Below are 20,032 nucleotides of genomic sequence, written 5' to 3'. Positions count from 1 at the left end.
ATTTCTAGGGTAGTAGTTCAGGTCTGCGAGCCCTGTGCTTTTTCTTCTCACCAGCTTTTTCGTGTTCGTCGATACCTTTTAGAACTTAGGAAGATCATCCACAACAAAAAAGCATCCGCTTTACGCAGATGCTTTTTCGCAAACACTACTCATCAAACTCGTCTTTATCCAGTCGCACCTCAAGGTGGTGACCATCGGGTGTCTCAAAATACAAATTATAGCTAGTAGGCTGTGTAATTGGGCCACGATAGCAAATATTTTCTGCCTCCAGCTTATCGACCAGATAGTCCAGCTCAGCTCGGCTCTGCACAGAGAAGGCGAGATGATCGACTTGCCCTACGCCGCCTTTCCCAGCTTCCCCGCCATGAGGATGAAGACCGATCCGTGTGTATGTGCCAATTTGAAAGTAGACAGGTGCTCCTTCCGTCATATTCTCTTCCGGGATAGGGACTTCCAAAATGTCCTTAAAAAAACGAGCTACCTTCACAACATCACTACAATTCAATGCGATGTGGTGAACGGCTTTCAAATGAAACATTCACACTGCCTCCCACGTCAACTCAGGTCATGCGTTCTTGTGCGACATTAGCTTTTCTTTTATTGTACTGCTTCAATCGCTCGCTTAACCGTCTTAAACGAATCATCAATGCTTCCCGCCAATCGTCATCCTGTAACTCCTTGGCGACCCCGAGCAGATCAAGTGAAATATCGATCTGCTGCTTTAACACTTCGGCGAAGCTGGCAGCTTCATCCGTCATGGTACAATTCTCAAACAACTCGGATGTATTGTCAACACTCACAAAGTCAGCAAAATCCACTTCTGGAGCCTGATCTCCTTGAGCATATTCTACTAAAATTTCATATTCTCCCTCAATACCGGGATGAACCTCAATTCTGTCACATACAGGACAAAACATGATCGGGACATTGTGTACAAGCGTTTTATAATGACGGACTGAGCCTACGGAACCTACCATTCCAGCACCACAACAAAAACTCATATAGTCTCCCTCCCTATTCGCCAATGAAACGTCCATGTCCGTTTTTTGGTCGAAACTTTGTCTGTATCCGCATTGTAGCTTATATGCCCACTAACACTCCACCCGCAAATGCTACCAATAAATGAATCGAAGTAAGATTTCGTCTATCCATTTTACTCGATTTGCTTAGATTCATGCAACATTTTCTGATTAGTATGAATATTTCTCCTCATTTGCCTAAATCCATCATAACAGGTAGTCTTAATCTATCCGATAATAAGGAATAATAATCATTTTAGCAAAAATTCAAAGGAGAGCGGTTTCATGCTTCGTTTCAAAAGTCTTCGTGCTCGAACACTGACCATTACTCTGCCTGTCATTATCTTGACTCTTTTGCTCGTCGTGGGCATCGGTTTCTGGTTCTCTGTCGACCAACTGAATCGGGAAATTGAAGACAAAATGAACTATCAACTAGATATGGTCGGCAGTAATGTGGAAAAGCAACTGGAAGCCCATAGCAAGGTAACGTTGAGTATGGCTCGCTTTATTGAAGTCGGTCCTGTTACAAATTCGCTAGAGCAGTTAAATTCCCTGCTGTCCAAAACTGTTCTCATTAATGATACGACGGTTGGAATGGGAATTTTCATGGAACCTCACGCTTTTGACCCGAACAAGAAACTTGTTGCTACTTACGGGGCTAAGACCGACGGCAAGGTTACCATTACAGATGAGTACAGCAGCGATTCTTATAACTATCCAAATCAAGACTGGTACAAGCTCGGTATTTCGACCAAGAAGGAAACGGATTATTCCGAGCCCTACTTTGACGAGGTTTCCAAGGTCTCGATGGTGACGGTAGTAGCCCCATTCTACACTCCGGATAAAAAGCTTTTGGGTGTGGCTACAGACGATATTACGCTCACTGACGTGGAAAAGCTCGTCTCCAGTACAAAAGTAGGGGAAACAGGCTGGGCCTTTTTGGTGGATCAAAAAGGGAGATACCTCGCTCATCCTCAAGCAGACAAGCTGATGAATCATTCCGTTCAATCTGACGAGAATGCTTCCTTGGCAGCAATAGGTCCTTCTCTTCTAGAAGAGAAATCAGGAATGAAGACGTTTACCGATGAAAACGGCATCAATCGTGTTTATTTTCAAGAGCTTGGAGATACAAACTGGACGATCGCTCTCGTGATGCCAGAAAAAGAAATTGCCGATCCGCTCTACGACTTGTTCTTTGAGCTTTGTACGGTGAGTCTGATCGGTCTGTTGATCATGATTGCTGTCATTTATTACTTCAGCAAATACTTGACCAAACAAATCGATCGAGCCAACCAGCTGGCGCATGCCCTCTCCAATGGCGATTTTACCGCTTCCATGGATATTCAGACAGCCGACGAGATGGGGGTTATGGCAAATCGCTTCAACTCCATGACGGCAACCTTGCGCGAAACGCTGGGTCAAGTCAGCTTCAACGCTCAACAGGTGGCTGCTACGTCTGAACAATTGATGGCAAGTGCGGAGCAGACGAGCAAAGCAACAGAGCAGATCGCTCAATCCGTTCAAGAAATTGCCTACGGTACGGAGCAGCAAGTGGACGCGACCGTTCAAGGCTATGAAGTTATCAACGAGATTGCCGTACACATCGAAACGATGGAAAAAGGCATTGAGGATGTAAGTCTCTCTACACAAGAAGCGAACCGCCAAGCCACAGATGGCAATCAGATGGCAGCCAAAACGGTCGAGCACATGGATGTAATCCATAGCCAGATGGCCAAGACCTCTACCATTGTCAATGCGCTAGGCCAACGCTCCCAAGAGATTGGAGAAATGATCTCACTCATCACGACGATCGCCAATCAAACAAACCTGCTTGCACTGAACGCCGCTATCGAAGCAGCTCGCGCCGGAGAACAAGGACGAGGTTTTGCCGTTGTAGCCGACGAGGTGCGCAAGCTGGCCGAGCAGTCCAGCTCTGCGGCCGAGCAGGTCAGTCACATCGTCACAGTGATTCAACAGGACACAGGCTCAGCCATTGCGGCAATGAATCATGGTGCTTCTATTTTGGGAGAAGGCATGACTCTTGTTCGCTCAACAGGAAATGCATTTGAGCAAATTACTGGCTCCACGTCAGGGTTGCTCATCCGCATGAATGAAGTGACAACGGAAATGAGCAAGATCAGTCAGCAAATGCAAACGATTGTATCCGCCATTACCCATATTACACAAATCGCAGAACAATCAGCCGGCAACTCACAAACCGTTGCAGCAGCAGCGGAAGAACAGACCGCGTCCATGGAGGAAATCTCTTCGGCTGCAACGATGCTGGCAAAAATGGCAGAAGAACTTAATGATGCAGTACGAACATTCAAGTTGGAGTAGACCTTCCATAAACGAAGAAAAGCCGGAGCACAAAAGCCCCGGCTTTTTTGTTTCCTATTCTTTTACCATCGCTTCGTATTTGTCTGCATCCATCAGCTTGTCCAACTCAGCTGTATCAGACAATTCGACGACGATCATCCATGCTTGCTCGTATGGCGAAGAGTTAACCAGTTCAGGTGCGTCTTCCAGTTCGCCATTTACTTCTACTACTTTACCAGTTACAGGAGCGTACAGTTCAGAAACGGTTTTTACCGATTCCACGCTGCCAAACGGCTCATCCTGTTGGATTGTCGCGCCTACCTCAGGCAACTCGACAAACACGATGTCACCCAGCTCTGATTGAGCAAAAGAAGTGATTCCGATGTACGCCTTGTTTCCTTCTACTCGCACCCACTCATGCTCTTCACTGTAACGTAGATTTTTCGGGAATTCCATCGTTTACATATCCTCCTATCGGGTACAATCCATTACACATACATAATTAGACGAACATTCTAGGATTCCTCTTCGATCCCCAAAATTCTGAACAAGCGTTTTTTTACCAGTTGGAGACCCTTCTCTCCTGCCTGAAAATGACGTAACTGAAGAGCCTCGTCAAACAAATAAAAAGCGGGGACGTATTCATTCTGGAATGCATCGACTGTCCTTCTATCATTATCGATTGCAATAGGGTGTGTCAAATGTTGTTCTGCAATCGCCTTCTTGATCATCTCGATGTCTGTATCTTTTTCCGAATGAGGCATATGAATTCCAATGACCTTCAACCCGTTAGCAGCGTATTGGTCTCGCCATTCATTTATGCTTGGCATCGATTCCTTGCACATGTAACAACTGACGGACCAGATATGAACCAAAACAGGACTTCCAGCCAAATCGGCTTTGGTTGCTTGCCCGTTGATCCACTCCGTAATCCCAGGAAAGTCAGGCATTTCTTCCCGCAAACGCATGAAAGCTCATCCCCTCTTTTTTGACTTCAACTGTTACACGCTTGTTTTCATGCGGAGAATCCCGGATTGATTGATGGCAGCCGCAGCCTCTAACAGGGTCTCAGGAGGTTGGACGAGAGCAATTCGCACATACCCTTCTCCTTCTTCGCCGAAGGCACTTCCCGGAACGACCACGACTCCGGCTTTCTCCAGTAACGCGAAGGCAAACTCTCGTGACGTCCACCCTTTCGGTACAGCTGCCCAAACGAACATAGTCGCCTTTGGAGATGGAATGCTCCACCCTGCCTTTGCCAATGCCTCCAGCAACACATCACGCCGTTCTTGGTAAACAGGGGCAACTGTGTTTTTCCCACCCGATTCCCGATCATACCGCAAAGCCTCAATGGCCATTTGCTGTACAGGCAAAAAGACGCCGTAATCGATATTGGATTTTACAATCGCAAGCGGTTTGATGATGTCTGCATTCCCTACAACGTAAGCGATCCGGCAGCCTGCCATGTTGAAGCTCTTGGAAAACGAATTAAATTCAATTCCCACTTCCTTCGCACCCGGCACTTGCAAAAAGCTCGGCGCTTGATAGCCGTCAAACACCATCTCCGAATAGGCCAAATCATGAACCACGATAATGTCAAACCGCTTGGCAAAAGCCACGACCTCTTCAAAAAAGGCAAGGGTAGCGATCGCGGAAACCGGATTATTCGGATAGTTCAGAATCATGAACGTTGCACGAGCCGCAATCTCCTCCGGAATGTCTGTCAGCTTTGGCAAAAATTCATTTTCTGCCCGCAGAGGCATCCGGTAAGGTATCGCTCCCGCCAAATGTATACTGCCTTCGTAGATCGGATACCCGGGATCAGGTACGAGGACGATATCTCCTGGATCGGTCCATGCCAAAGCAAAGTGAGCCAAACCATCCTGTGACCCCATCAAGGAATGAACTTCCCCATCTGGCGCGAGCTCCACCCCAAAACGATACTGATACCAGCGGGCGACCTCTTCTCTGAAGGCCGCCGTTCCATCGCTCAATGGATAGCGAAAAGCGGTTGGTTCCTGGATGGCATGGATTAATGTTTGCAGAAGCTTCTCGTCAGGCTGCTGATCAGGACTGCCGATGCTCAAGTCGTATACCGTTCTTGTTTTGGCAACTTTCCGTTTGCGAGCCTCCATTTCTGAAAAAATATCGGCGGTGAGATGGTTCAGCCTTTTGGAAGGTTGGCGCATCATGCCTTCCCTCCCCAAGCCTTCTCCAGTTCTTCTTCTTTGAAACCAAGGGTTACGGTACGATCGCTTGCGATCAGAGGCCGTTTGATCAGCTTGCCATTGGAAGCCAATAGATCAAGCATTTCATCCTCTGACATCGCAGGAAGCTTGTCCTTCAAGCCCAGCTCGCGGTATTGGACACCACTCACATTGAAAAACTTGCGCAAATCGAGGCCGCTTGTCTGCCAAATTTGGCGTAGCTCCTCTTTTGACGGCGGTGCATCAACAATCGGAATTTCTTCGAAGCTAATCTTTTGATCGGTGAGCCATTTTTTCGCTTTGCGGCATGTATCACATTTGTTGTACAGGTAAGCTTTCATCGTCATATGTATTTCCTCGCTTTTGGTTTATGTCGTCGTTTCTTTCATTGTAAAAGAAGTACACCTAGCGGACAACGGTTACCGTATTGTAAAACGTCACACCAGATTCTGCAGTTTCCGGCACTTCAATCAGCAAGTAGTTATTAAGTATGGAACGATCTGCCCCTTCTCCAAATTCATATGTTTGATAATGGACGAGCATTTCTTCCACCCAGATTCTAATTCCCTCAACCTCCACCGAATCTGTTTCACTCTGCGATGTTTTGATCAAGAGATATGTTTTGCCGTTTAGAGCGGTGTTAAATGTATGACCCTGACTGTTTTGAATAAGCGGCTTCGCCCACGCTTGGATTTGCAAATCGGCTTCGGCTAGCTCCATCACACGATAGGTTGGATACATATCTTCCGGCAGTAGGTCTTGCTTTTGCTCCACATCCGTCCTATATCCAGCCGTCATATTGTATCCTTCTATCGTCCAAATTTGCCCATGATTACTCCTTTTTTTCATCGTCACCTCGTACAGCATGCCTTCTGTCGTCGCTACAAGAATTCTCCTGGGATTTAATTGACTGCCTATCGTTTGAAAGCTCTCGATTTCCGTTTTCAACTCACTCTGTACAAAGCGGCGGAGAACTTTTTTGTAGTTATGGTTGTCCGGATCTTTTTGCATTTGTAACAGCTCAGCTTCGTTATACTCGAGGCCTACACCCTTGTCGTCTGTCCAATCAAACGCTTCAACAACGGCGTCACGGTCCACCAACTTATGACTCGCTTGTGTGGAAATAATCGGCGTTTCAAGTGCTGCTTTTTTCGTATTCATATTTCCGATCTGCTTTTCCCCGATTTCGTACATCCCCCACATGCAACCGATTAGCACCATCGCTACCCAAAAAGAATGCAACCAGACTTGCATACCACCTCTGCCTCCTCACGTATTCACCGTACTAAACAAAAACGACAGCCATGACTGTCTTCTGGCTGTCGTTCATACGTGCTGCTATTGCGGCATGTTGCTTTCATTGCGCCTGCTTTTTGCAGTCTCTTCTTCATTCGTCCGAGCATCCGGATTCACCTGCCACATTTGCGAAAGCGGCGAGAAGGGCACCCCTAGTTGCTCGGCATTCTCGTCTTCCACTGCCTCAGCCAGTGTCCCGGTTAAAGGCATGGTATACTCAATGTGCTCATCCATCTCCCCATCCTCCTTCACATGTCCTAGTGTGAGGAGTTTGCATTTCATTATGCAGATGGCTTTGCTTTGATCTCGACTTGGTAGCCAGCGTGCTTTCTCACCTGGAATACACCATTTTCAAAGATCAAATACTGTGCTTTTACACCGATCAATCGGCCACCGAGCTGTTCTTCTTTATCAAGCGATTTGGAATTGATTTTATCCAGTGACTCCAAAATCGGATAAGCAATATCTACCCATTCATCCTCGCGATATTGGAATGCTTTAAACTGTTCAGGAAAATGACCATACACTTCGTCACGCATGGCAAGCAAGTCGATTTCCTTGACATCTCCCTTGAGCATTTTGCGCCAGTTGGTCTTGTCCGGCAAAAACTGGCTCAAGTGGAATTCAAGCTCCCCAGCCATTCGACGAGTCGGAACCTCCGCAATCGGAATCGCGCGAATCGCGCCTTGATCCACCCAGCGTCTCAATTCATTATGCTTGCGAGTCAATCCTACCTTTATATCACTTGACACTGCCAAATAGACAAAATGAGGGATCATGCAATATTTCTCGCCAAAGCTCTCGTCCCGGCAAGTCCCCAAGTCAAAATGACATTCATGCGGCTTGACGATGCACAAGTCATTTTCCGGCAGTTTGGTAAAACAGGGATAGCAATACCCGCTGTTAAACGTTTTGTTTGTTTTACGGCCACAGGCAATACAGTTTTTTTCGCCTAAAAACGAAATCGTCAATTCACTGCCCAGCCATTCATTAAGCGGAAGGCGATCTTCACCAATATTCAAATAGTAGTCTACCGGCTTGTCCCCTCCATGATACTCGTGTGTTAGTCCTTGCAAAATACCGCGGAGTTCCACCAAACTCTCTCCTCTCCTATGTACGGTTCTTCCATTTTAACATAACCGCCACCTACTCTGACCGCTGTTTTCTTTTGGTAGCATGTTTTCCCTAGCAGGAGGTGAACCTAATCACATCCCAGAAGAAGGAGGCGATTGTTCGTGCGCAAATGCATACGGTACGCCTTGCTACTCGCCTGCCTTCTTGGCTACGGCACCCTACCTGCTTTTGCCCAGCAAACACTGCCTTCATATGAACCGATCCACAGAATCGACACGGAGAAAAAGGTCGTCGCCCTCACTTTTGATGATGGGCCGGATGCTATCTATACGCCCAAAATTCTTGAGGTGCTGCATCAGTACAACGTTCGCGCTACTTTTTTTGTCCTTGGCTCACAAGTGGATAAACACCCAAAAGTCATGCAGTGGATTTACAAGGCTGGGCATGAAATCGGCAACCATGGCTACCACCATTTTGATCTGAATAAGCTAACCGAGCATGAAGTGTACGAAGAAATCAAGCATGCAGAGCGCTCCATTCTGAAGACGACCGGCATTCTGGCGCAATACTACCGTCCACCCTACGGCATCCTGACACATGATGTCATGAATGCGGTTCAATCCAGTGGCTACGACATCATTCACTGGTCGATTGATCCTCGTGATTGGTCTTTGGCACGCACGGCTAACGTCATTGCCAAAAGCGTCAAGAGTAATGTCTCCTCCGGGGATATCATCCTGTTTCACGATGGGGGCTTAAACCAACGACAAACAGTCGCCGCTCTCCGGGAGCTCATCACGGATTTGCGGTCGCAGGGCTATCGATTTGTCACGGTCAGTCAATTGTTGGATGCGGCAAAATAATATGGCACCAGTGCCTCGTTTTTCATGATACGAAACGAAGCAACTGGTGCCTTTCTTTTTCACGCCAATACCTTGCCCAAGAACGAACGCAAGCGATCGTTGACGTTATTGCCAAATACCTCGCTGGGATGACCTTCTGCCATGATGATACCTTGATCCATAAAAATGATTCGGTCACCCACTTCCTTGGCAAAATTCATTTCGTGCGTTACGATCACCATTGTCATGCCTTCTTTGGCTAAATTTTTGATGACAGCAAGCACCTCTCCTACCAGCTCCGGGTCTAAGGCGGATGTCGGCTCATCAAACAACATAACCTTTGGATTCATGGCGAGCGCCCTTGCGATTGCGACCCGTTGCATCTGCCCCCCTGACAGCCGCTCGGGATACACATCGGCCTTGTCCTGGAGCCCTACCTTCTGCAAGAGAGCCAACCCTTGCTTGCGGGCTTCTTCCTGAGACATCCTCTTTACTTTTACTGGGGCCAGCATGACGTTTTCCAGCACCGTTTTATGCGGAAAGAGATTAAATCGCTGAAAAACCATCCCGACCTCTTCTCTGACTTTATTTATATCGGTCTTGGGGTCTGACAAATCATGTCCGTTGATGACAATCTTTCCGCTGCTCATTTCCTCCAGCTGATTCAAGCAACGAAGAAACGTGCTCTTGCCCGAGCCAGACGGACCAATGACACAGACTACTTCCTTTTCTGCTACCTGAGTCGTAATACCCTTCAACACTTTTAGGTCGCCGTAGTTCTTCGTCAAATTCGACACCTGTATAATCATTTGTCTATCCCCCTATCGCGATAAAACAAGCTTGATTGTGGTTCTTGCACTTTCATTTTACCGTAATAGTCTAAAAATTGCATGAATTTGATACTTAACCTTTTGGTGCCTCCTCGTAGATAATCGCCTCAATCCCATTTTTTCCAGTGCTTGTCGCATGCGTAACTATGCTCCCGGCGGCTCATGCTAAGTGTGAGGTGGTTTTCATGCATCGAAAAAAATGGGTTGCTCTCGTAATTGTACTGGCCGTTTTTCTATTAGGGCTTTTGGTGGAAGGTATTTACGGGACTTATACAGATCTCGTCGACCATCCTGGGTTCGCTTGGGAAGAAAATGTGGTTTCGGGCTATGGCAACAGCAAAATTGTGCAGCTGTTTGTGAACGGCGTTATTTCGGGGCAACAGAATAGCGCTGGGGTGCCTTCGATGACGGAGCTATTAACTGAACAGCTACGCCGAATTGAAGAGGACGAGCTGGTAAAAGCAGTCGTCCTTCGCATTGATAGTCCAGGTGGAGAGGTCGTTGCTACCGATGAATTACACAGACGCTTGCTACGTCTCAAACAGGTCCGCAATCTTCCTATTGTCGTCAGCATGGGTTCCACAGCGGCCTCTGGCGGCTATTACTTGGCCACGACGGGCGATGCGATTTTTGCCAATCCCAACACACTAACTGGCAGTCTCGGCGTGATTTTCAATCTGTTTAACTATAGTGAAGCTGCGAACAAGCTGGGTGTGCATCAATACGCGATCAAAAGCGGACGCTTCAAAGACATCGGCAGTCCATCCCGGCCACTGACGGACCCGGAACGGCAAATTTTCCAGACACTCGTCAACGAAAGCTACAACAATTTCGTCGACGTGATCGTCAAAGGCCGCAATCTCTCCCGCCAACGCGTACTGGAAATCGCTGACGGCCGTGTCTATTCCGGTGAGCAAGCAAAACGCCTGGGACTCATCGATGAATTCGGTGATCTGGAGGAAGCGACACGCTACGTGCTCTCTTTGTCCGGAGAAAAAGAAGCCATGGTCATCCGCTATGCAGACCAGCTATCCATCAGCAAACTATTATTCAGCTTGAAGCAGTACTGGTCGAATCCCGATCCGCTTGGTCTCAATCGAATATGGGACCGCCAAAACTCACCTCGCCTCCTGTATCAGTTCATGCCCTAGCCTGTTAAAACAAAAAAGGAGTGGCTTCCGATGAACCAGCTTCCCAATGAAGAAAAAGCACATGATCCAGATTCCCTTGACCCCTATTCAGAAGCCCATACACAACATTTGTATGCTGGCTTCTGGATTCGTGTGGTGGCGTCTCTCCTCGATTCGCTGTTCTTGATCGGCATTAGCTATCTCATTTTCAATCCGTTGCGACGTTTTTTTGCCGTTCCATACGCCTCGCTTCACTTCATCGATTTGTTAGAGGTGTTGTTTGATCTCCTCTATATGATCATGCTGACCTGGTGGACCGGACAAACGTTGGGAAAGCTGATCACAGGCATCCGTGTCATCAGTGCCAGACAAGCGCGAGGCAATCTGACAGGCGGACAGGTGTTTTTACGAGAAGTCATCGGCAAATTCCTAGCTTCACTCGTATTCGGACTGGGCTATCTATGGGTTGCATGGCACCCACGAAAGCAAGGCTGGCATGATCTGATCGCCAAAACGTATGTCATCCGGGATCGTCGACCATAACCTCCGCTCTATAGCGGGGGTTTTTATTTTTGCTCCCTTGGTCCCTATTTTTGTAGCGGCTTCCTGCCGATACCATTACCAACAAGGCAGATTCTATCCCAACCGAGGAGGAAGATACATGCGTAAACACAAAGTAACCAGCATCCTCGCCCTGAGCCTTTCGCTGGCTCTGCTCGGCCACGTTGCCCCTGTCCTTCCTATTTCAGCTGCAACGGCTGTCCCTCAAGCAGCAGTCGTTAAAACAAATAATGTCTATAACCTTCAACTAGGAATGAGCACAGCGCAGGTGGAACAAACATTAGGCAAGCCTGCCCGCATTGATCCTAGTCATACGGGTGTGGAATGGTGGATTTACAATCAGGATTTGAACAACTATATTCAAGTCGGCATGCAAAATGGCAAAGTCGTGACGTTGTTTACCAATGGCGCCAAGCTGAATCTGAATGGCATCAAGATTGGATCTACTACTAAAGACCTACAAAATAGTTGGGGTGCACCACAAGACACGTTGACGATCCTCCCAAGTCTGCGTATCCAAAAAAATACCCTTACTCATCCGACTTATATCCAAAACAATCAAGCGATCACCTTCTCCATCGATCAACTGGGTGGAAATAAGGTCGCAGGAGTGCGTATCTCTACTCCTGAGCATTTTGCCACCATTGCGATTGGCTTGATGTATCCCATTTCCTATACAAAATTACCAGAACTGCCGAAACTGACAGACGCACAGATGAAGCAGGCAGCACTCGCATACGAGAAACAAAATTTGGACTTGCTCAACGTGGTAAGGCAACGTGCCAAACTGCCTGTTATCACTTGGGATGAACAAGTGGCAGCAGTGGCCAGAGCACACAGCCAAGACATGGGCCAGCATAACTTTTTCAACCATACCTCCCCTTCTACGGGAAGCCCGTTTGATCGTTTGAAGAAAGCTGGCATTCGTTACAGCTCAGCTGGTGAAAATATTGCCTACGGACAGCTAGACGGGGTCGAAGCCCACATGAGCTGGATGAACTCCGCAGGCCATCGTCAAAACTTGCTCAATCCAAAATTCAAGCAGCTCGGTGTCGGTATCGTTATGAAAGATGGCCGCCCGTATTTTACGCAAAATTTTGTTACTCGCTAAGTTTTGCGTAACTGATTCAAAAGACGACCCTGTCCTCAAATTTTTGGGGATAGGGTCGTCTTTTGTGTGTTCCACCCAATAGTTCCACCCAAGTACCTATAGGTGAACGCTGCATCCAAGACTTTCGATCTATTGTTTGTCACCACTTCACATCCGATATTTCAATGAATGGGCATTTTTCCCTTTTTTTATATAGATTGGATATCAGTCATCATCTTTCAACACAAGCATCTTCCATCTGTATAGGAATCTGCCTGAGAGGAGGAGACTGCATCACCGTCCAGAAGTCGAATGCGGAACGCAAGAGTTATGTGGTTGTTGGTGCCATTCTATCATGTAGCAACGGAAGTAAGTTAAGTCGGTTAAAAATGCCGTTCAGTCATGAAGTTTTTGTAAAAGGGAAGCCGCAAATGAACATCATGGATTTTATTCCCAACGTAAACATCATGCCCTTTGGAAATTGCAGTAGCTTGAAAAATTCCGCAATCGCTTCTGCCACAGCAGCCAACAATGGTGTACTCACACCTATGCCGTGCACACCTCTGACGACAATGCCATGGATCGATGGCAAAGCGGACAAGGTGGTCGGGGACCATCCGGCATTGTTGAACAAATCAACCAATATGTGTTTCCATTGTGGACTGATCAAGATTGAAGATGATGGGCAGGATTTGAGTGGCGTGACGATAGGAGTCCAGTCCCTAGCACAAAGCGTGCCGTCAGAATCCGGTTTTGGACAAGGACCGGCTTGCGAGAAGCCACAGGAAAAGCCGACTATGTGGGATAACTTCGTGAAAGGAATCTCCAAGTTGGGAGACGTTCCTGCTGCAATGCAAAAGGCGACAAGTGAGCTGCCAAGCGCTTTGGAGAAAGCCGCAAATGATTTGCCGAAAGGTTTGCAAAAGGCGGCTGAGGATTTGCCCAAGGGCGTCAATCTGTTTGTTCAAGAAGGCTTCGTAGAACCAATACAGGAAGATTTGGATACGTTGCAGGATGAGGATATCAACCTTGAGGATGCGCTTGCAATCAGTGGGCTTGCCATGCAAGCTCTGACTTTGGGAAGAAGTAAATCCATTAAGGATTTAGTGAGTGCTTTAAGGAAGGGAAAGAAGGCAACGGGTAAACCTCCAGTTCCTACAAAAACCGGTGGGGGAAACGATCCAAATAATTTTGTAAATGAGCATGCGAAAAAACATATGTACGATCCTAGTAAACCTTCCACAAAGAATAGATCCCAGTATGGTCAGGATGTTGATGTAAAAGAATTGAGAAGGGAAACTATGACTAATCCAGATAAAGCTTATACAAATTGGCCCAATCCTAATAATCCAAATCCAAATAAAATAACGAAATATTATAAGAAATTTGACGGGAATATAAGCACACCTGACACACCGACAGGAAGTCACAGGGTCTTCGAAAATTTAGATAATCCGAAAACCAGTTCCCATTTTCTTCATGTTCCTAGAAATAAAGGATAGAAAGCAGGTACACAAATGGCTATGTTTCTATATCATGCAATATTACCTGAAGATCATGATCACCATGTTTCAATCGAAGAAATTATGGATCGAGGGATAAACTATACAACAAAATCTAATAACTGGTATGGGAATGGTGGGGAGATTAAGTCACAGATAGCTGATATGTTAAAACCTCTTAATGCTCCTATCTGGGTGAACTTTCAGACAGCTATAGGAGTAAACTTAGAGCCTCACAAGCCGAAATCGTTTTACTTTCCTATCTTTACTGATAAAATTTTAGTTTTTGATGGGAATATTACAATGAATATATATGACCAATCATTCTATGAAGATAATAAATTCACCTTTGAAGAGGCGTTGGATTTTGATACTGGTGAATCTCTTGAGCATTGGATCAAATTGTATTGGAATAGTATGGTGACACTAGAAGAGTACTTGTTAAAAAAACCTTATCTAAAACCAGAAGTATTGGTTTTTGAGTCAATACCTAAAGAGATCATAGGCGTATGTGAGAATTCGTAAATATGTGCATATGTCGATTTAACCTCTCAAAATTTCAGAAATACTCCCTTATTCTCGCTTTGTCACCTGCATGCTCTTCAAATCTATAGGAGTCTTGGAAAAGAGGCTTATCGAATACTAAATAAGCTCAATCGCATTTTTTCTAAAGAAAAAGGTACAGTCTCCTCATCTTTTGTGAGTGACTGTACCTTTCTCAGATCAACCGGTCTTTTTTTGTAGCCTCTTTGTCAGTTGCTATGGCTGCGAAGTTGCATTTGTAGTGGCAGGTGCAGGTGCAGATGGTTTCGGAGCCTGGTCGTCATCTGAGAAAAACGGGATGATTACCAGACTGAGCACGAAAAATAAAATCCAGGCAATGCCTCTTCTGAAAATGCAAGGTGTCAGCATCGGGTAACCCCTTCCAATCATGCTGTTCTACTTACTATTCATACGCTTCCCTCCTTGATGCCCGTTTATTCTTTTTTGGGCAAAAAATAAAAGCCTCGCCAAAAATTTGGCGAAGCTTATCCATCATTGCTTTTACCCCTGTTTTTGCAACGGCATCGAATACGTCTGTTCTTGAGTTGCTTTTTGCTTGAAAAACAGGCAAGCTGCCGCGAAAACAATGAGCAGCGATCCCATCAGCCAAAAGATCGTCCACGGCTCCCACACATCCATCAGCAGGCCATTCACATTTGGAGCCAAAATACTGGCGACTCCAAAATTGACGCCCGCGATGATTCCCGCGGTAGGAACCATCGATGCTGGTAAAATATCTGCCGAAAAAGCCAAGCCCAGCGAGTAAAAGGAACCGACAGCCGCTCCTGCTATGGCCAATAACAGCATCATCAGCCATACGTTTTCACCTGCAAACGGGAACAGGAAGAAAGCCAATCCCCCTACAAGCGCACACACGAGCATGACCTGCTTGCGTCCTACTCGGTCACTCAATGCCCCCAGCGGCATCTGCAAGATAATGCTTCCCACAACAAACGACGGAAGGATCAAAGAAACCCATTCAACGGACAAGCCGGTACGCAAAGCATAAACGGGAAAACTGCCATTGAGTGACGTCTCCATGAATCCGTACAAAAACGAAGGAATCAGCGCAAGCCAGGCAAGTCGCAAAACAAATGCATATTTGTTTTGCTTCTTTTCCGTTTGTTCGATCTGTGCCGGGAATTCATTTTTGATCCGGGATAATAATAAGAAGGCAATCAGATACAGAACAAGCAAGCCGCCAAAAGGTACCCAAATTCCCAAATGCAGCACACTTAAGCCTAATGGACCAATACTAAAGCCCACGCCATATGCCAGCCCGTAAATGGAAAGATCACGTCCACGATTCTCGGGAGCAGCGATCTTGGTCACCCACATTTGGCTGGCGTAATGTAAACCGCTATCGCCTACACCCATCAGTAAGCGTAATACAAACCAGACCGCCAAATGGCTGAACATCGGGATGAGCGCTGTGGCGATCGTCACCAACAGCAATCCCCATAATATCGTAGATCGGTATCCAATGCGCCGCAGTGGGATTTCCAAAAATGGATTGACCATGACCATCCCAATATACAAGGCTGCGGCATTGAGTCCGTTCATCACGGATGAAACACCTTGTTTTTCCAATAAAACCGTCAGCATCGGGATCGTCAAGCCTTGGCTTACCCCCGCAATACCGACAGCCAAAATCAACACCCAAAAGGTGTAACGTGACTGTGACATGGTGTTGTTTCTCCTCTCTAGCCCCCACTAAGCACTCTCTACGGAAGCACTCCCCTGCTGAAGCTGATACATTTTTTGATAAAGACCATTTTGCGCCATGAGTTCATCATGGGTACCTCGCTCCATGATCTCTCCACGGGACAAAACAAGAATCTGGTCGGCGTGTTGAATCGTCGACAATCGATGTGCAATGATAAATGTCGTCCTACCTTTTGATAGTACATGCAACGCTTCCTGAATGGCTAGCTCTGTTTCACTGTCAATGCTTGCCGTTGCTTCATCCAGGATCAGCATCGCGGGATCAGCAGCCAATGCCCGTGCAAAAGAGATCAATTGGCGTTGGCCTGCGGATAGTGTCATGCCTCGCTCAACGACTGGTTCGTCATAACCGCCCGGCAGCTTGGAGATGAATTCGTCAGCACGTACCGCTTTTGCAGCCCGCTTCACTTCTTCATCCGTAATCGTATCCTTGTACATCCGAATATTGAATCCAATGCTTCCCGTAAACAAGAACGGGTCCTGCAAAACGAGGCCGACATGACTGCGCAATGAGTGCGTATCAATCTGCCTCATATCTTGCCCGTCGATCAAAATGCTCCCTTTGGTCACCGGATAGAACCCGAGCAGCAAATTCATCAAAGAGCTTTTTCCCGATCCGGTGTGTCCTACCAGCGCAATCGTTTGACCGGGCTGCGCCGTAAAGGAGACGTTTTTCAAGACGTAATCGTCACCCTGATAAGCAAACGAGACATTATCAAAGACAACCTCTCCACGTGGGCGCTCGATTTGTGCACCAGCTTCTTTCTTCTCCGGCATCTCATCCATAATTTCGAAGACGCGTCCCGCCGAAATAGTCGCCTGCTGCATTTGCGACAACCGATTCATGATCATGTTGATCGGTTCGAAAAAACGTCCCATGTAATCGACAAAAGCAAAAAGCGCACCGAAGGAAATCGCGCTGTGGAAGGATGTCGAGCCGTAATACCAGACGATCAGGGTCAAGGAAATCTTCCAGATCAAATCTACCGCTGGGCGCAAAAGCAAGGATTCCAGATTGATTTCTTTCATTCGCACCTTAAAGTAGTCTTCGTTTACATCAGCAAACTCCTTTTGTACACCTTTCTCCCGACGAAAAGCCTGCACGATCGTCATGTTCTGGATCATTTCATTAATCGTTGTGTTCATATCACCCAGCTTCGCGCGAATCACCGCATAGTAGCGAGAGCTGTACCTTTGATACACGTAGACTAACAATACGAGCACTGGCACGGTCAAAAAGCAGAAGAGGGCGAGCTCAGGCTGCAAGATGTAGAGCGCGATCAAGATTCCAATCAAATAAAGACCGTTCTGTACAAATGTGGCGAGCACACTTACATACAGCTCACGGATAGCTTCTGTATCATTGCTCACACGGGAGACAAGTGCCCCTACTGGCGTTTTGTCAAAAAAGGAAACCGGGAGCTTTTGCAAATGAATAAACAGCTTCATCCGCATTTGCTGAATGATGCGCTGCGCGATCTTCTGCAGCCACAAAATCTGGACGTAATTGAATCCAGCTGAGAGCAAGATCAGTACTCCATAACCTACGGACAGCCAGACAATGGGCAGGACATCCCCCTGATACATCGCCTTGACTTCCTCTGCGGTCAGCCGAATGCCTGTGGAGGTCATCTTTTGACCTGATTGATCCTTCGTTATTACCTCAAAGCGTTCCCTCCCGTTTTCTGGCATAATCGGGGTGAATTGCTTCTCCGTGTTTGGATTCACCTTGCCGGAAACCAAGTAATAGGTCGTGCCTTCTGTCAGCACGGTTACTTCTTTTTGATTGATCCTGTCCAAGCCAAGACCCGTCTTTGCTGCGACATCTTCACGAATATAGTTCGTACCGTTCACTGAGGCGACTTGCCCCGCTGCTTGTGGTGGCACTTCATCCAGTTGATACCAAGGCTTTTGGATCGCCAGAATGTGATTATCAATCATGATTTTGGCTAAAAAAGGTCCCGCCAGCTCTGCACTCGTTCCCAGCAAGAGCAGGAACAGCGCGCCCAGTATTTGCTTTTGAAATGGTCTGGCGTACTCGGTCAAACGCCCCCATACATTTTCTTTGCTCATGAAAAACGCTTTCCTCCTTTCAACCAGCCACAGCCTGTTCCATTTGCTGACGACGGTACTGCTCTGCATACCAGCCGTTGCGCTGCATCAGCTCGTCATGTGTCCCCTGCTCGACGATCTGCCCCTCATCCAGCACGAGAATCAGCTGTGCGTGCTGTACGGCAGACAGTCGATGAGCTGTAATAATGGTCGTTTTATCCGCGCGCGCCTGTCGAAGATGACGAATGATGCTCTCCTCCGTCCGCGCGTCCACAGCCGATAAAGAATCGTCGAGAATCAGGATACCCGCATCCATCAAAAGAGCGCGCGCAATGGAAATTCGCTGTTTTTGCCCCCCGGAGAGGGTGACCCCCTTCTCTCCAACCATGGTTTGCAATCCATCTCTGAATTGGGCAAGATCTCTCTTCATCTCCGCAAGCTCCAACGCACGCATCGCTTCCTCAGTCGTCGCTTGTGGTTTCCCGAATGTAACATTTTCAGCAATCGTCCGTGAGAACAGTAAATGCTCCTGAGGCACGTAGCCGATTTTTCCCCGCAGCGTATCAAAAGCGAGTCCTTCGATCGGGATGCCCCCGATAAACAGAGCTTGTTCCTTCATCTGATATTGATGCAATAAGGCACGGCACAACGTCGACTTGCCGCTTCCTGTCCGTCCGACAATCCCAAGCGTCTCTCCTTCGCCCAAACGAAACGAGATGTCGGTGAGAGCTGGCTTGTCAGTGCCCGGATACGTAAAGGAAAAATGACGTGCTTCTACGGTATTGGCGATTTGACTCGTGACCGGATTCGCTGCCTCCGTCACATCTGGCTGCTCCACCATTAGCTCCGTAAAACGCTTGTGGGATGCGCCACCGCGCTGCAACACATTGACCAACCAACCAAAGGCGAACATCGGCCAAATTAAAAGTCCCAAGTATAAATTGAACGCAACCAAATCCCCTAAGGAGATGGCGCTCGTGAACACCAAATACGTGCCATAGCCAAGTCCGATCAAAAAGCTGAAGCCAATAATAATCGCGATCGTCGGCTCGAACAGGGCGTCGATCCGCGAAACGCTCACATTTCGCTCCAGCGTTTTTTCACTGACCCGGCGATATGCCTCGATATCGGCCTTTTCCTGAACAAATGCTCTCAATACCCGAACGCCCGATACGGATTGTTGAACATGATCATTCATCTCTCCAAAGGCTTCCTGCGCCAAGTAAAAGCGCTCATGCAGCAACCTTCCATAGTACGCCGTTGACCAAGCCAAAAACGGCATCGGGATCAGTGCAGCCAGCGTCAGCTTCCAATCAATCGCTGTCACCATGACACCTAGCGTTAACAAGGTCATGAACAACGCATCGACAAGCGTAAGCACCCCTGTACTCGCCGTTTGTTCAATAGCAGGAATGTCGTTGGTAGCGACGGCCATCAGATCGCCACTGCGTTTGCGATGAAAAAACGACGGGGTCATTCGCGTCAAATGGGCAAACAGTCGCTCGCGCAACGTCCTCTCGAGAATCAAGGCTCCTCCATTTAACAAGTACCGCCAGAGAAACCGCAATCCATACAAGCTAACACCCAATACGAGCAAGATGACCACTGTTTGCGTCAAATCAGCGTCCGTCAGGGAACTGTTGCGAATCGAATCCACCGTGTCCCCAATTAATTTCGGCGGCCAAAGCATGAGGACATCGATGATAAACAGCACAGCGATTCCAATAACGTACCGTTTCCAATAAGCACGGAAAAACCAAGATAATTGCCGAAGTGTCTGCATGTATTTCACCTCTATTTTTTTCAAGCCTAACAGCACGACTAAAAAAGGGCTTGCGAATC

The 20,032-nt window shown here is 47.3% G+C and carries 21 protein-coding genes; 7 read left to right on the top strand and 14 right to left on the bottom strand.

Annotation, left to right across the window (positions count from 1 at the left end; all coding sequences use genetic code 11):
• Positions 1 to 145 precede the first annotated feature (145 nt).
• Positions 146 to 538 carry a VOC family protein gene (locus C7R94_RS24285; RefSeq protein ID WP_007726371.1) on the bottom strand — a complete coding sequence of 131 codons (393 nt, stop codon included), beginning with the start codon at positions 536 to 538 and terminating at the stop codon, positions 146 to 148.
• Between the two features lie 22 nt (positions 539 to 560).
• The gene (locus C7R94_RS24280) at positions 561 to 1,001 is read right to left on the bottom strand and encodes a hypothetical protein (RefSeq protein WP_017251440.1); all 441 of its coding nucleotides are present in this window, start codon (positions 999 to 1,001) and stop codon (positions 561 to 563) included.
• A 303-nt stretch (positions 1,002 to 1,304) separates the two neighbouring features.
• On the opposite strand from C7R94_RS24280, the gene C7R94_RS24275 reads away from it, so the two are divergent.
• Positions 1,305 to 3,359 (top strand): methyl-accepting chemotaxis protein, encoded by a 2,055-nt coding sequence (locus C7R94_RS24275; protein ID WP_106785285.1) that lies wholly within the window; start codon positions 1,305 to 1,307, stop codon positions 3,357 to 3,359.
• A 54-nt stretch (positions 3,360 to 3,413) separates the two neighbouring features.
• Here C7R94_RS24275 and gcvH read toward each other — a convergent pair whose 3' ends face one another.
• From gcvH to C7R94_RS24240, 7 genes are all read right to left on the bottom strand, one after another.
• A complete protein-coding gene (gcvH, locus tag C7R94_RS24270; RefSeq protein ID WP_047073101.1) occupies positions 3,414 to 3,794 on the bottom strand; it encodes a glycine cleavage system protein GcvH in 381 nt (126 codons plus the stop codon).
• A 59-nt stretch (positions 3,795 to 3,853) separates the two neighbouring features.
• A complete protein-coding gene (locus C7R94_RS24265; RefSeq protein WP_047073103.1) occupies positions 3,854 to 4,306 on the bottom strand; it encodes a redoxin domain-containing protein in 453 nt (150 codons plus the stop codon).
• A 33-nt stretch (positions 4,307 to 4,339) separates the two neighbouring features.
• Positions 4,340 to 5,530 (bottom strand): aminotransferase class I/II-fold pyridoxal phosphate-dependent enzyme, encoded by a 1,191-nt coding sequence (locus tag C7R94_RS24260; protein WP_106785284.1) that lies wholly within the window; start codon positions 5,528 to 5,530, stop codon positions 4,340 to 4,342.
• Complete coding sequence (locus C7R94_RS24255; protein WP_106785283.1) at positions 5,527 to 5,892, bottom strand: arsenate reductase family protein; 366 nt, start codon at positions 5,890 to 5,892, stop codon at positions 5,527 to 5,529. Before C7R94_RS24255 ends, C7R94_RS24260 begins: the two co-directional genes overlap by 4 nt.
• A gap of 58 nt (positions 5,893 to 5,950) precedes the next feature.
• Positions 5,951 to 6,799: a hypothetical protein gene (locus C7R94_RS24250; RefSeq protein ID WP_106785282.1), complete on the bottom strand. Its 849-nt coding sequence runs from the start codon at positions 6,797 to 6,799 to the stop codon at positions 5,951 to 5,953.
• A gap of 84 nt (positions 6,800 to 6,883) precedes the next feature.
• Complete coding sequence (locus C7R94_RS24245) at positions 6,884 to 7,075, bottom strand: hypothetical protein (RefSeq protein ID WP_047073110.1); 192 nt, start codon at positions 7,073 to 7,075, stop codon at positions 6,884 to 6,886.
• A gap of 47 nt (positions 7,076 to 7,122) precedes the next feature.
• Positions 7,123 to 7,935, bottom strand: a complete 813-nt coding sequence (locus C7R94_RS24240) for a DUF2797 domain-containing protein (protein ID WP_106785281.1) — start codon at positions 7,933 to 7,935, stop codon at positions 7,123 to 7,125.
• 141 nt (positions 7,936 to 8,076) lie between these two features.
• Between C7R94_RS24240 and C7R94_RS24235 the strand changes: the two genes are divergently transcribed.
• The gene (locus C7R94_RS24235) at positions 8,077 to 8,778 is read left to right on the top strand and encodes a polysaccharide deacetylase family protein (protein ID WP_106785280.1); all 702 of its coding nucleotides are present in this window, start codon (positions 8,077 to 8,079) and stop codon (positions 8,776 to 8,778) included.
• Positions 8,779 to 8,837: 59 nt separating this feature from the next.
• Here the strand turns inward: C7R94_RS24235 and C7R94_RS24230 are convergent, their stop codons facing one another.
• Entirely contained in the window at positions 8,838 to 9,566 is a 729-nt protein-coding gene (locus C7R94_RS24230; protein ID WP_106785279.1) for an amino acid ABC transporter ATP-binding protein, read from the bottom strand.
• A gap of 206 nt (positions 9,567 to 9,772) precedes the next feature.
• Here C7R94_RS24230 and sppA point away from each other — a divergent pair, with 206 nt between their 5' ends.
• From sppA to C7R94_RS24205, 5 genes are all read left to right on the top strand, one after another.
• On the top strand, positions 9,773 to 10,738 hold the full coding sequence (sppA, locus tag C7R94_RS24225) for a signal peptide peptidase SppA (protein ID WP_106785278.1): 966 nt from the start codon (positions 9,773 to 9,775) through the stop codon (positions 10,736 to 10,738).
• Between the two features lie 30 nt (positions 10,739 to 10,768).
• Positions 10,769 to 11,260, top strand: coding sequence for an RDD family protein (locus tag C7R94_RS24220; protein WP_106785277.1), 492 nt, complete (start codon positions 10,769 to 10,771; stop codon positions 11,258 to 11,260).
• Positions 11,261 to 11,378: 118 nt separating this feature from the next.
• Positions 11,379 to 12,389, top strand: coding sequence for a CAP domain-containing protein (locus C7R94_RS24215; RefSeq protein ID WP_233220650.1), 1,011 nt, complete (start codon positions 11,379 to 11,381; stop codon positions 12,387 to 12,389).
• 311 nt (positions 12,390 to 12,700) lie between these two features.
• Positions 12,701 to 13,870, top strand: a complete 1,170-nt coding sequence (locus C7R94_RS24210; protein ID WP_233220653.1) for a DUF4280 domain-containing protein — start codon at positions 12,701 to 12,703, stop codon at positions 13,868 to 13,870.
• A 15-nt stretch (positions 13,871 to 13,885) separates the two neighbouring features.
• On the top strand, positions 13,886 to 14,395 hold the full coding sequence (locus tag C7R94_RS24205) for a DNA polymerase III (protein ID WP_106785275.1): 510 nt from the start codon (positions 13,886 to 13,888) through the stop codon (positions 14,393 to 14,395).
• A gap of 234 nt (positions 14,396 to 14,629) precedes the next feature.
• Here C7R94_RS24205 and C7R94_RS30385 read toward each other — a convergent pair whose 3' ends face one another.
• The 4 genes from C7R94_RS30385 to C7R94_RS24190 all read right to left on the bottom strand — a co-directional run bounded on the left by C7R94_RS30385 (position 14,630) and on the right by C7R94_RS24190 (position 19,973).
• Positions 14,630 to 14,782 (bottom strand): hypothetical protein, encoded by a 153-nt coding sequence (locus tag C7R94_RS30385; RefSeq protein ID WP_197245029.1) that lies wholly within the window; start codon positions 14,780 to 14,782, stop codon positions 14,630 to 14,632.
• A gap of 132 nt (positions 14,783 to 14,914) precedes the next feature.
• Complete coding sequence (locus tag C7R94_RS24200) at positions 14,915 to 16,099, bottom strand: MFS transporter (RefSeq protein WP_047073122.1); 1,185 nt, start codon at positions 16,097 to 16,099, stop codon at positions 14,915 to 14,917.
• 27 nt (positions 16,100 to 16,126) lie between these two features.
• The gene (locus C7R94_RS24195; protein WP_106785274.1) at positions 16,127 to 18,211 is read right to left on the bottom strand and encodes an ABC transporter ATP-binding protein; all 2,085 of its coding nucleotides are present in this window, start codon (positions 18,209 to 18,211) and stop codon (positions 16,127 to 16,129) included.
• A 19-nt stretch (positions 18,212 to 18,230) separates the two neighbouring features.
• Complete coding sequence (locus C7R94_RS24190) at positions 18,231 to 19,973, bottom strand: ABC transporter ATP-binding protein (protein ID WP_106785273.1); 1,743 nt, start codon at positions 19,971 to 19,973, stop codon at positions 18,231 to 18,233.
• Between the last annotated feature and the right edge of the window lie 59 nt (positions 19,974 to 20,032).

Source organism: Brevibacillus sp. NRRL NRS-603 (assembly GCF_003013445.1).
Lineage (GTDB): Bacteria > Bacillota > Bacilli > Brevibacillales > Brevibacillaceae > Brevibacillus > Brevibacillus formosus.
This window is presented reverse-complemented; position numbering and strand designations above follow the sequence as displayed.

What these genes read in the sequence shown, in the direction of transcription:
- C7R94_RS24280 (WP_017251440.1), bottom strand. Translation starts at nt 1,001, where the DNA reads ATGAGTTTTTGTTGTGGTGCTGGAATGGTAGGTTCCGTAGGCTCAGTC.
- C7R94_RS24260 (WP_106785284.1), bottom strand. Translation starts at nt 5,530, where the DNA reads ATGATGCGCCAACCTTCCAAAAGGCTGAACCATCTCACCGCCGATATT.
- sppA (WP_106785278.1), top strand. Translation starts at nt 9,773, where the DNA reads ATGCATCGAAAAAAATGGGTTGCTCTCGTAATTGTACTGGCCGTTTTT.
- C7R94_RS24255 (WP_106785283.1), bottom strand. Translation starts at nt 5,892, where the DNA reads ATGACGATGAAAGCTTACCTGTACAACAAATGTGATACATGCCGCAAA.
- C7R94_RS24190 (WP_106785273.1), bottom strand. Translation starts at nt 19,973, where the DNA reads ATGCAGACACTTCGGCAATTATCTTGGTTTTTCCGTGCTTATTGGAAA.
- gcvH (WP_047073101.1), bottom strand. Translation starts at nt 3,794, where the DNA reads ATGGAATTCCCGAAAAATCTACGTTACAGTGAAGAGCATGAGTGGGTG.
- C7R94_RS24205 (WP_106785275.1), top strand. Translation starts at nt 13,886, where the DNA reads ATGGCTATGTTTCTATATCATGCAATATTACCTGAAGATCATGATCAC.
- C7R94_RS24285 (WP_007726371.1), bottom strand. Translation starts at nt 538, where the DNA reads ATGTTTCATTTGAAAGCCGTTCACCACATCGCATTGAATTGTAGTGAT.
- C7R94_RS24220 (WP_106785277.1), top strand. Translation starts at nt 10,769, where the DNA reads ATGAACCAGCTTCCCAATGAAGAAAAAGCACATGATCCAGATTCCCTT.
- C7R94_RS24215 (WP_233220650.1), top strand. Translation starts at nt 11,379, where the DNA reads ATGCGTAAACACAAAGTAACCAGCATCCTCGCCCTGAGCCTTTCGCTG.
- C7R94_RS24275 (WP_106785285.1), top strand. Translation starts at nt 1,305, where the DNA reads ATGCTTCGTTTCAAAAGTCTTCGTGCTCGAACACTGACCATTACTCTG.
- C7R94_RS24250 (WP_106785282.1), bottom strand. Translation starts at nt 6,799, where the DNA reads ATGCAAGTCTGGTTGCATTCTTTTTGGGTAGCGATGGTGCTAATCGGT.
- C7R94_RS24245 (WP_047073110.1), bottom strand. Translation starts at nt 7,075, where the DNA reads ATGGATGAGCACATTGAGTATACCATGCCTTTAACCGGGACACTGGCT.
- C7R94_RS30385 (WP_197245029.1), bottom strand. Translation starts at nt 14,782, where the DNA reads ATGCTGACACCTTGCATTTTCAGAAGAGGCATTGCCTGGATTTTATTT.
- C7R94_RS24265 (WP_047073103.1), bottom strand. Translation starts at nt 4,306, where the DNA reads ATGCGTTTGCGGGAAGAAATGCCTGACTTTCCTGGGATTACGGAGTGG.
- C7R94_RS24230 (WP_106785279.1), bottom strand. Translation starts at nt 9,566, where the DNA reads ATGATTATACAGGTGTCGAATTTGACGAAGAACTACGGCGACCTAAAA.
- C7R94_RS24195 (WP_106785274.1), bottom strand. Translation starts at nt 18,211, where the DNA reads ATGAGCAAAGAAAATGTATGGGGGCGTTTGACCGAGTACGCCAGACCA.
- C7R94_RS24200 (WP_047073122.1), bottom strand. Translation starts at nt 16,099, where the DNA reads ATGTCACAGTCACGTTACACCTTTTGGGTGTTGATTTTGGCTGTCGGT.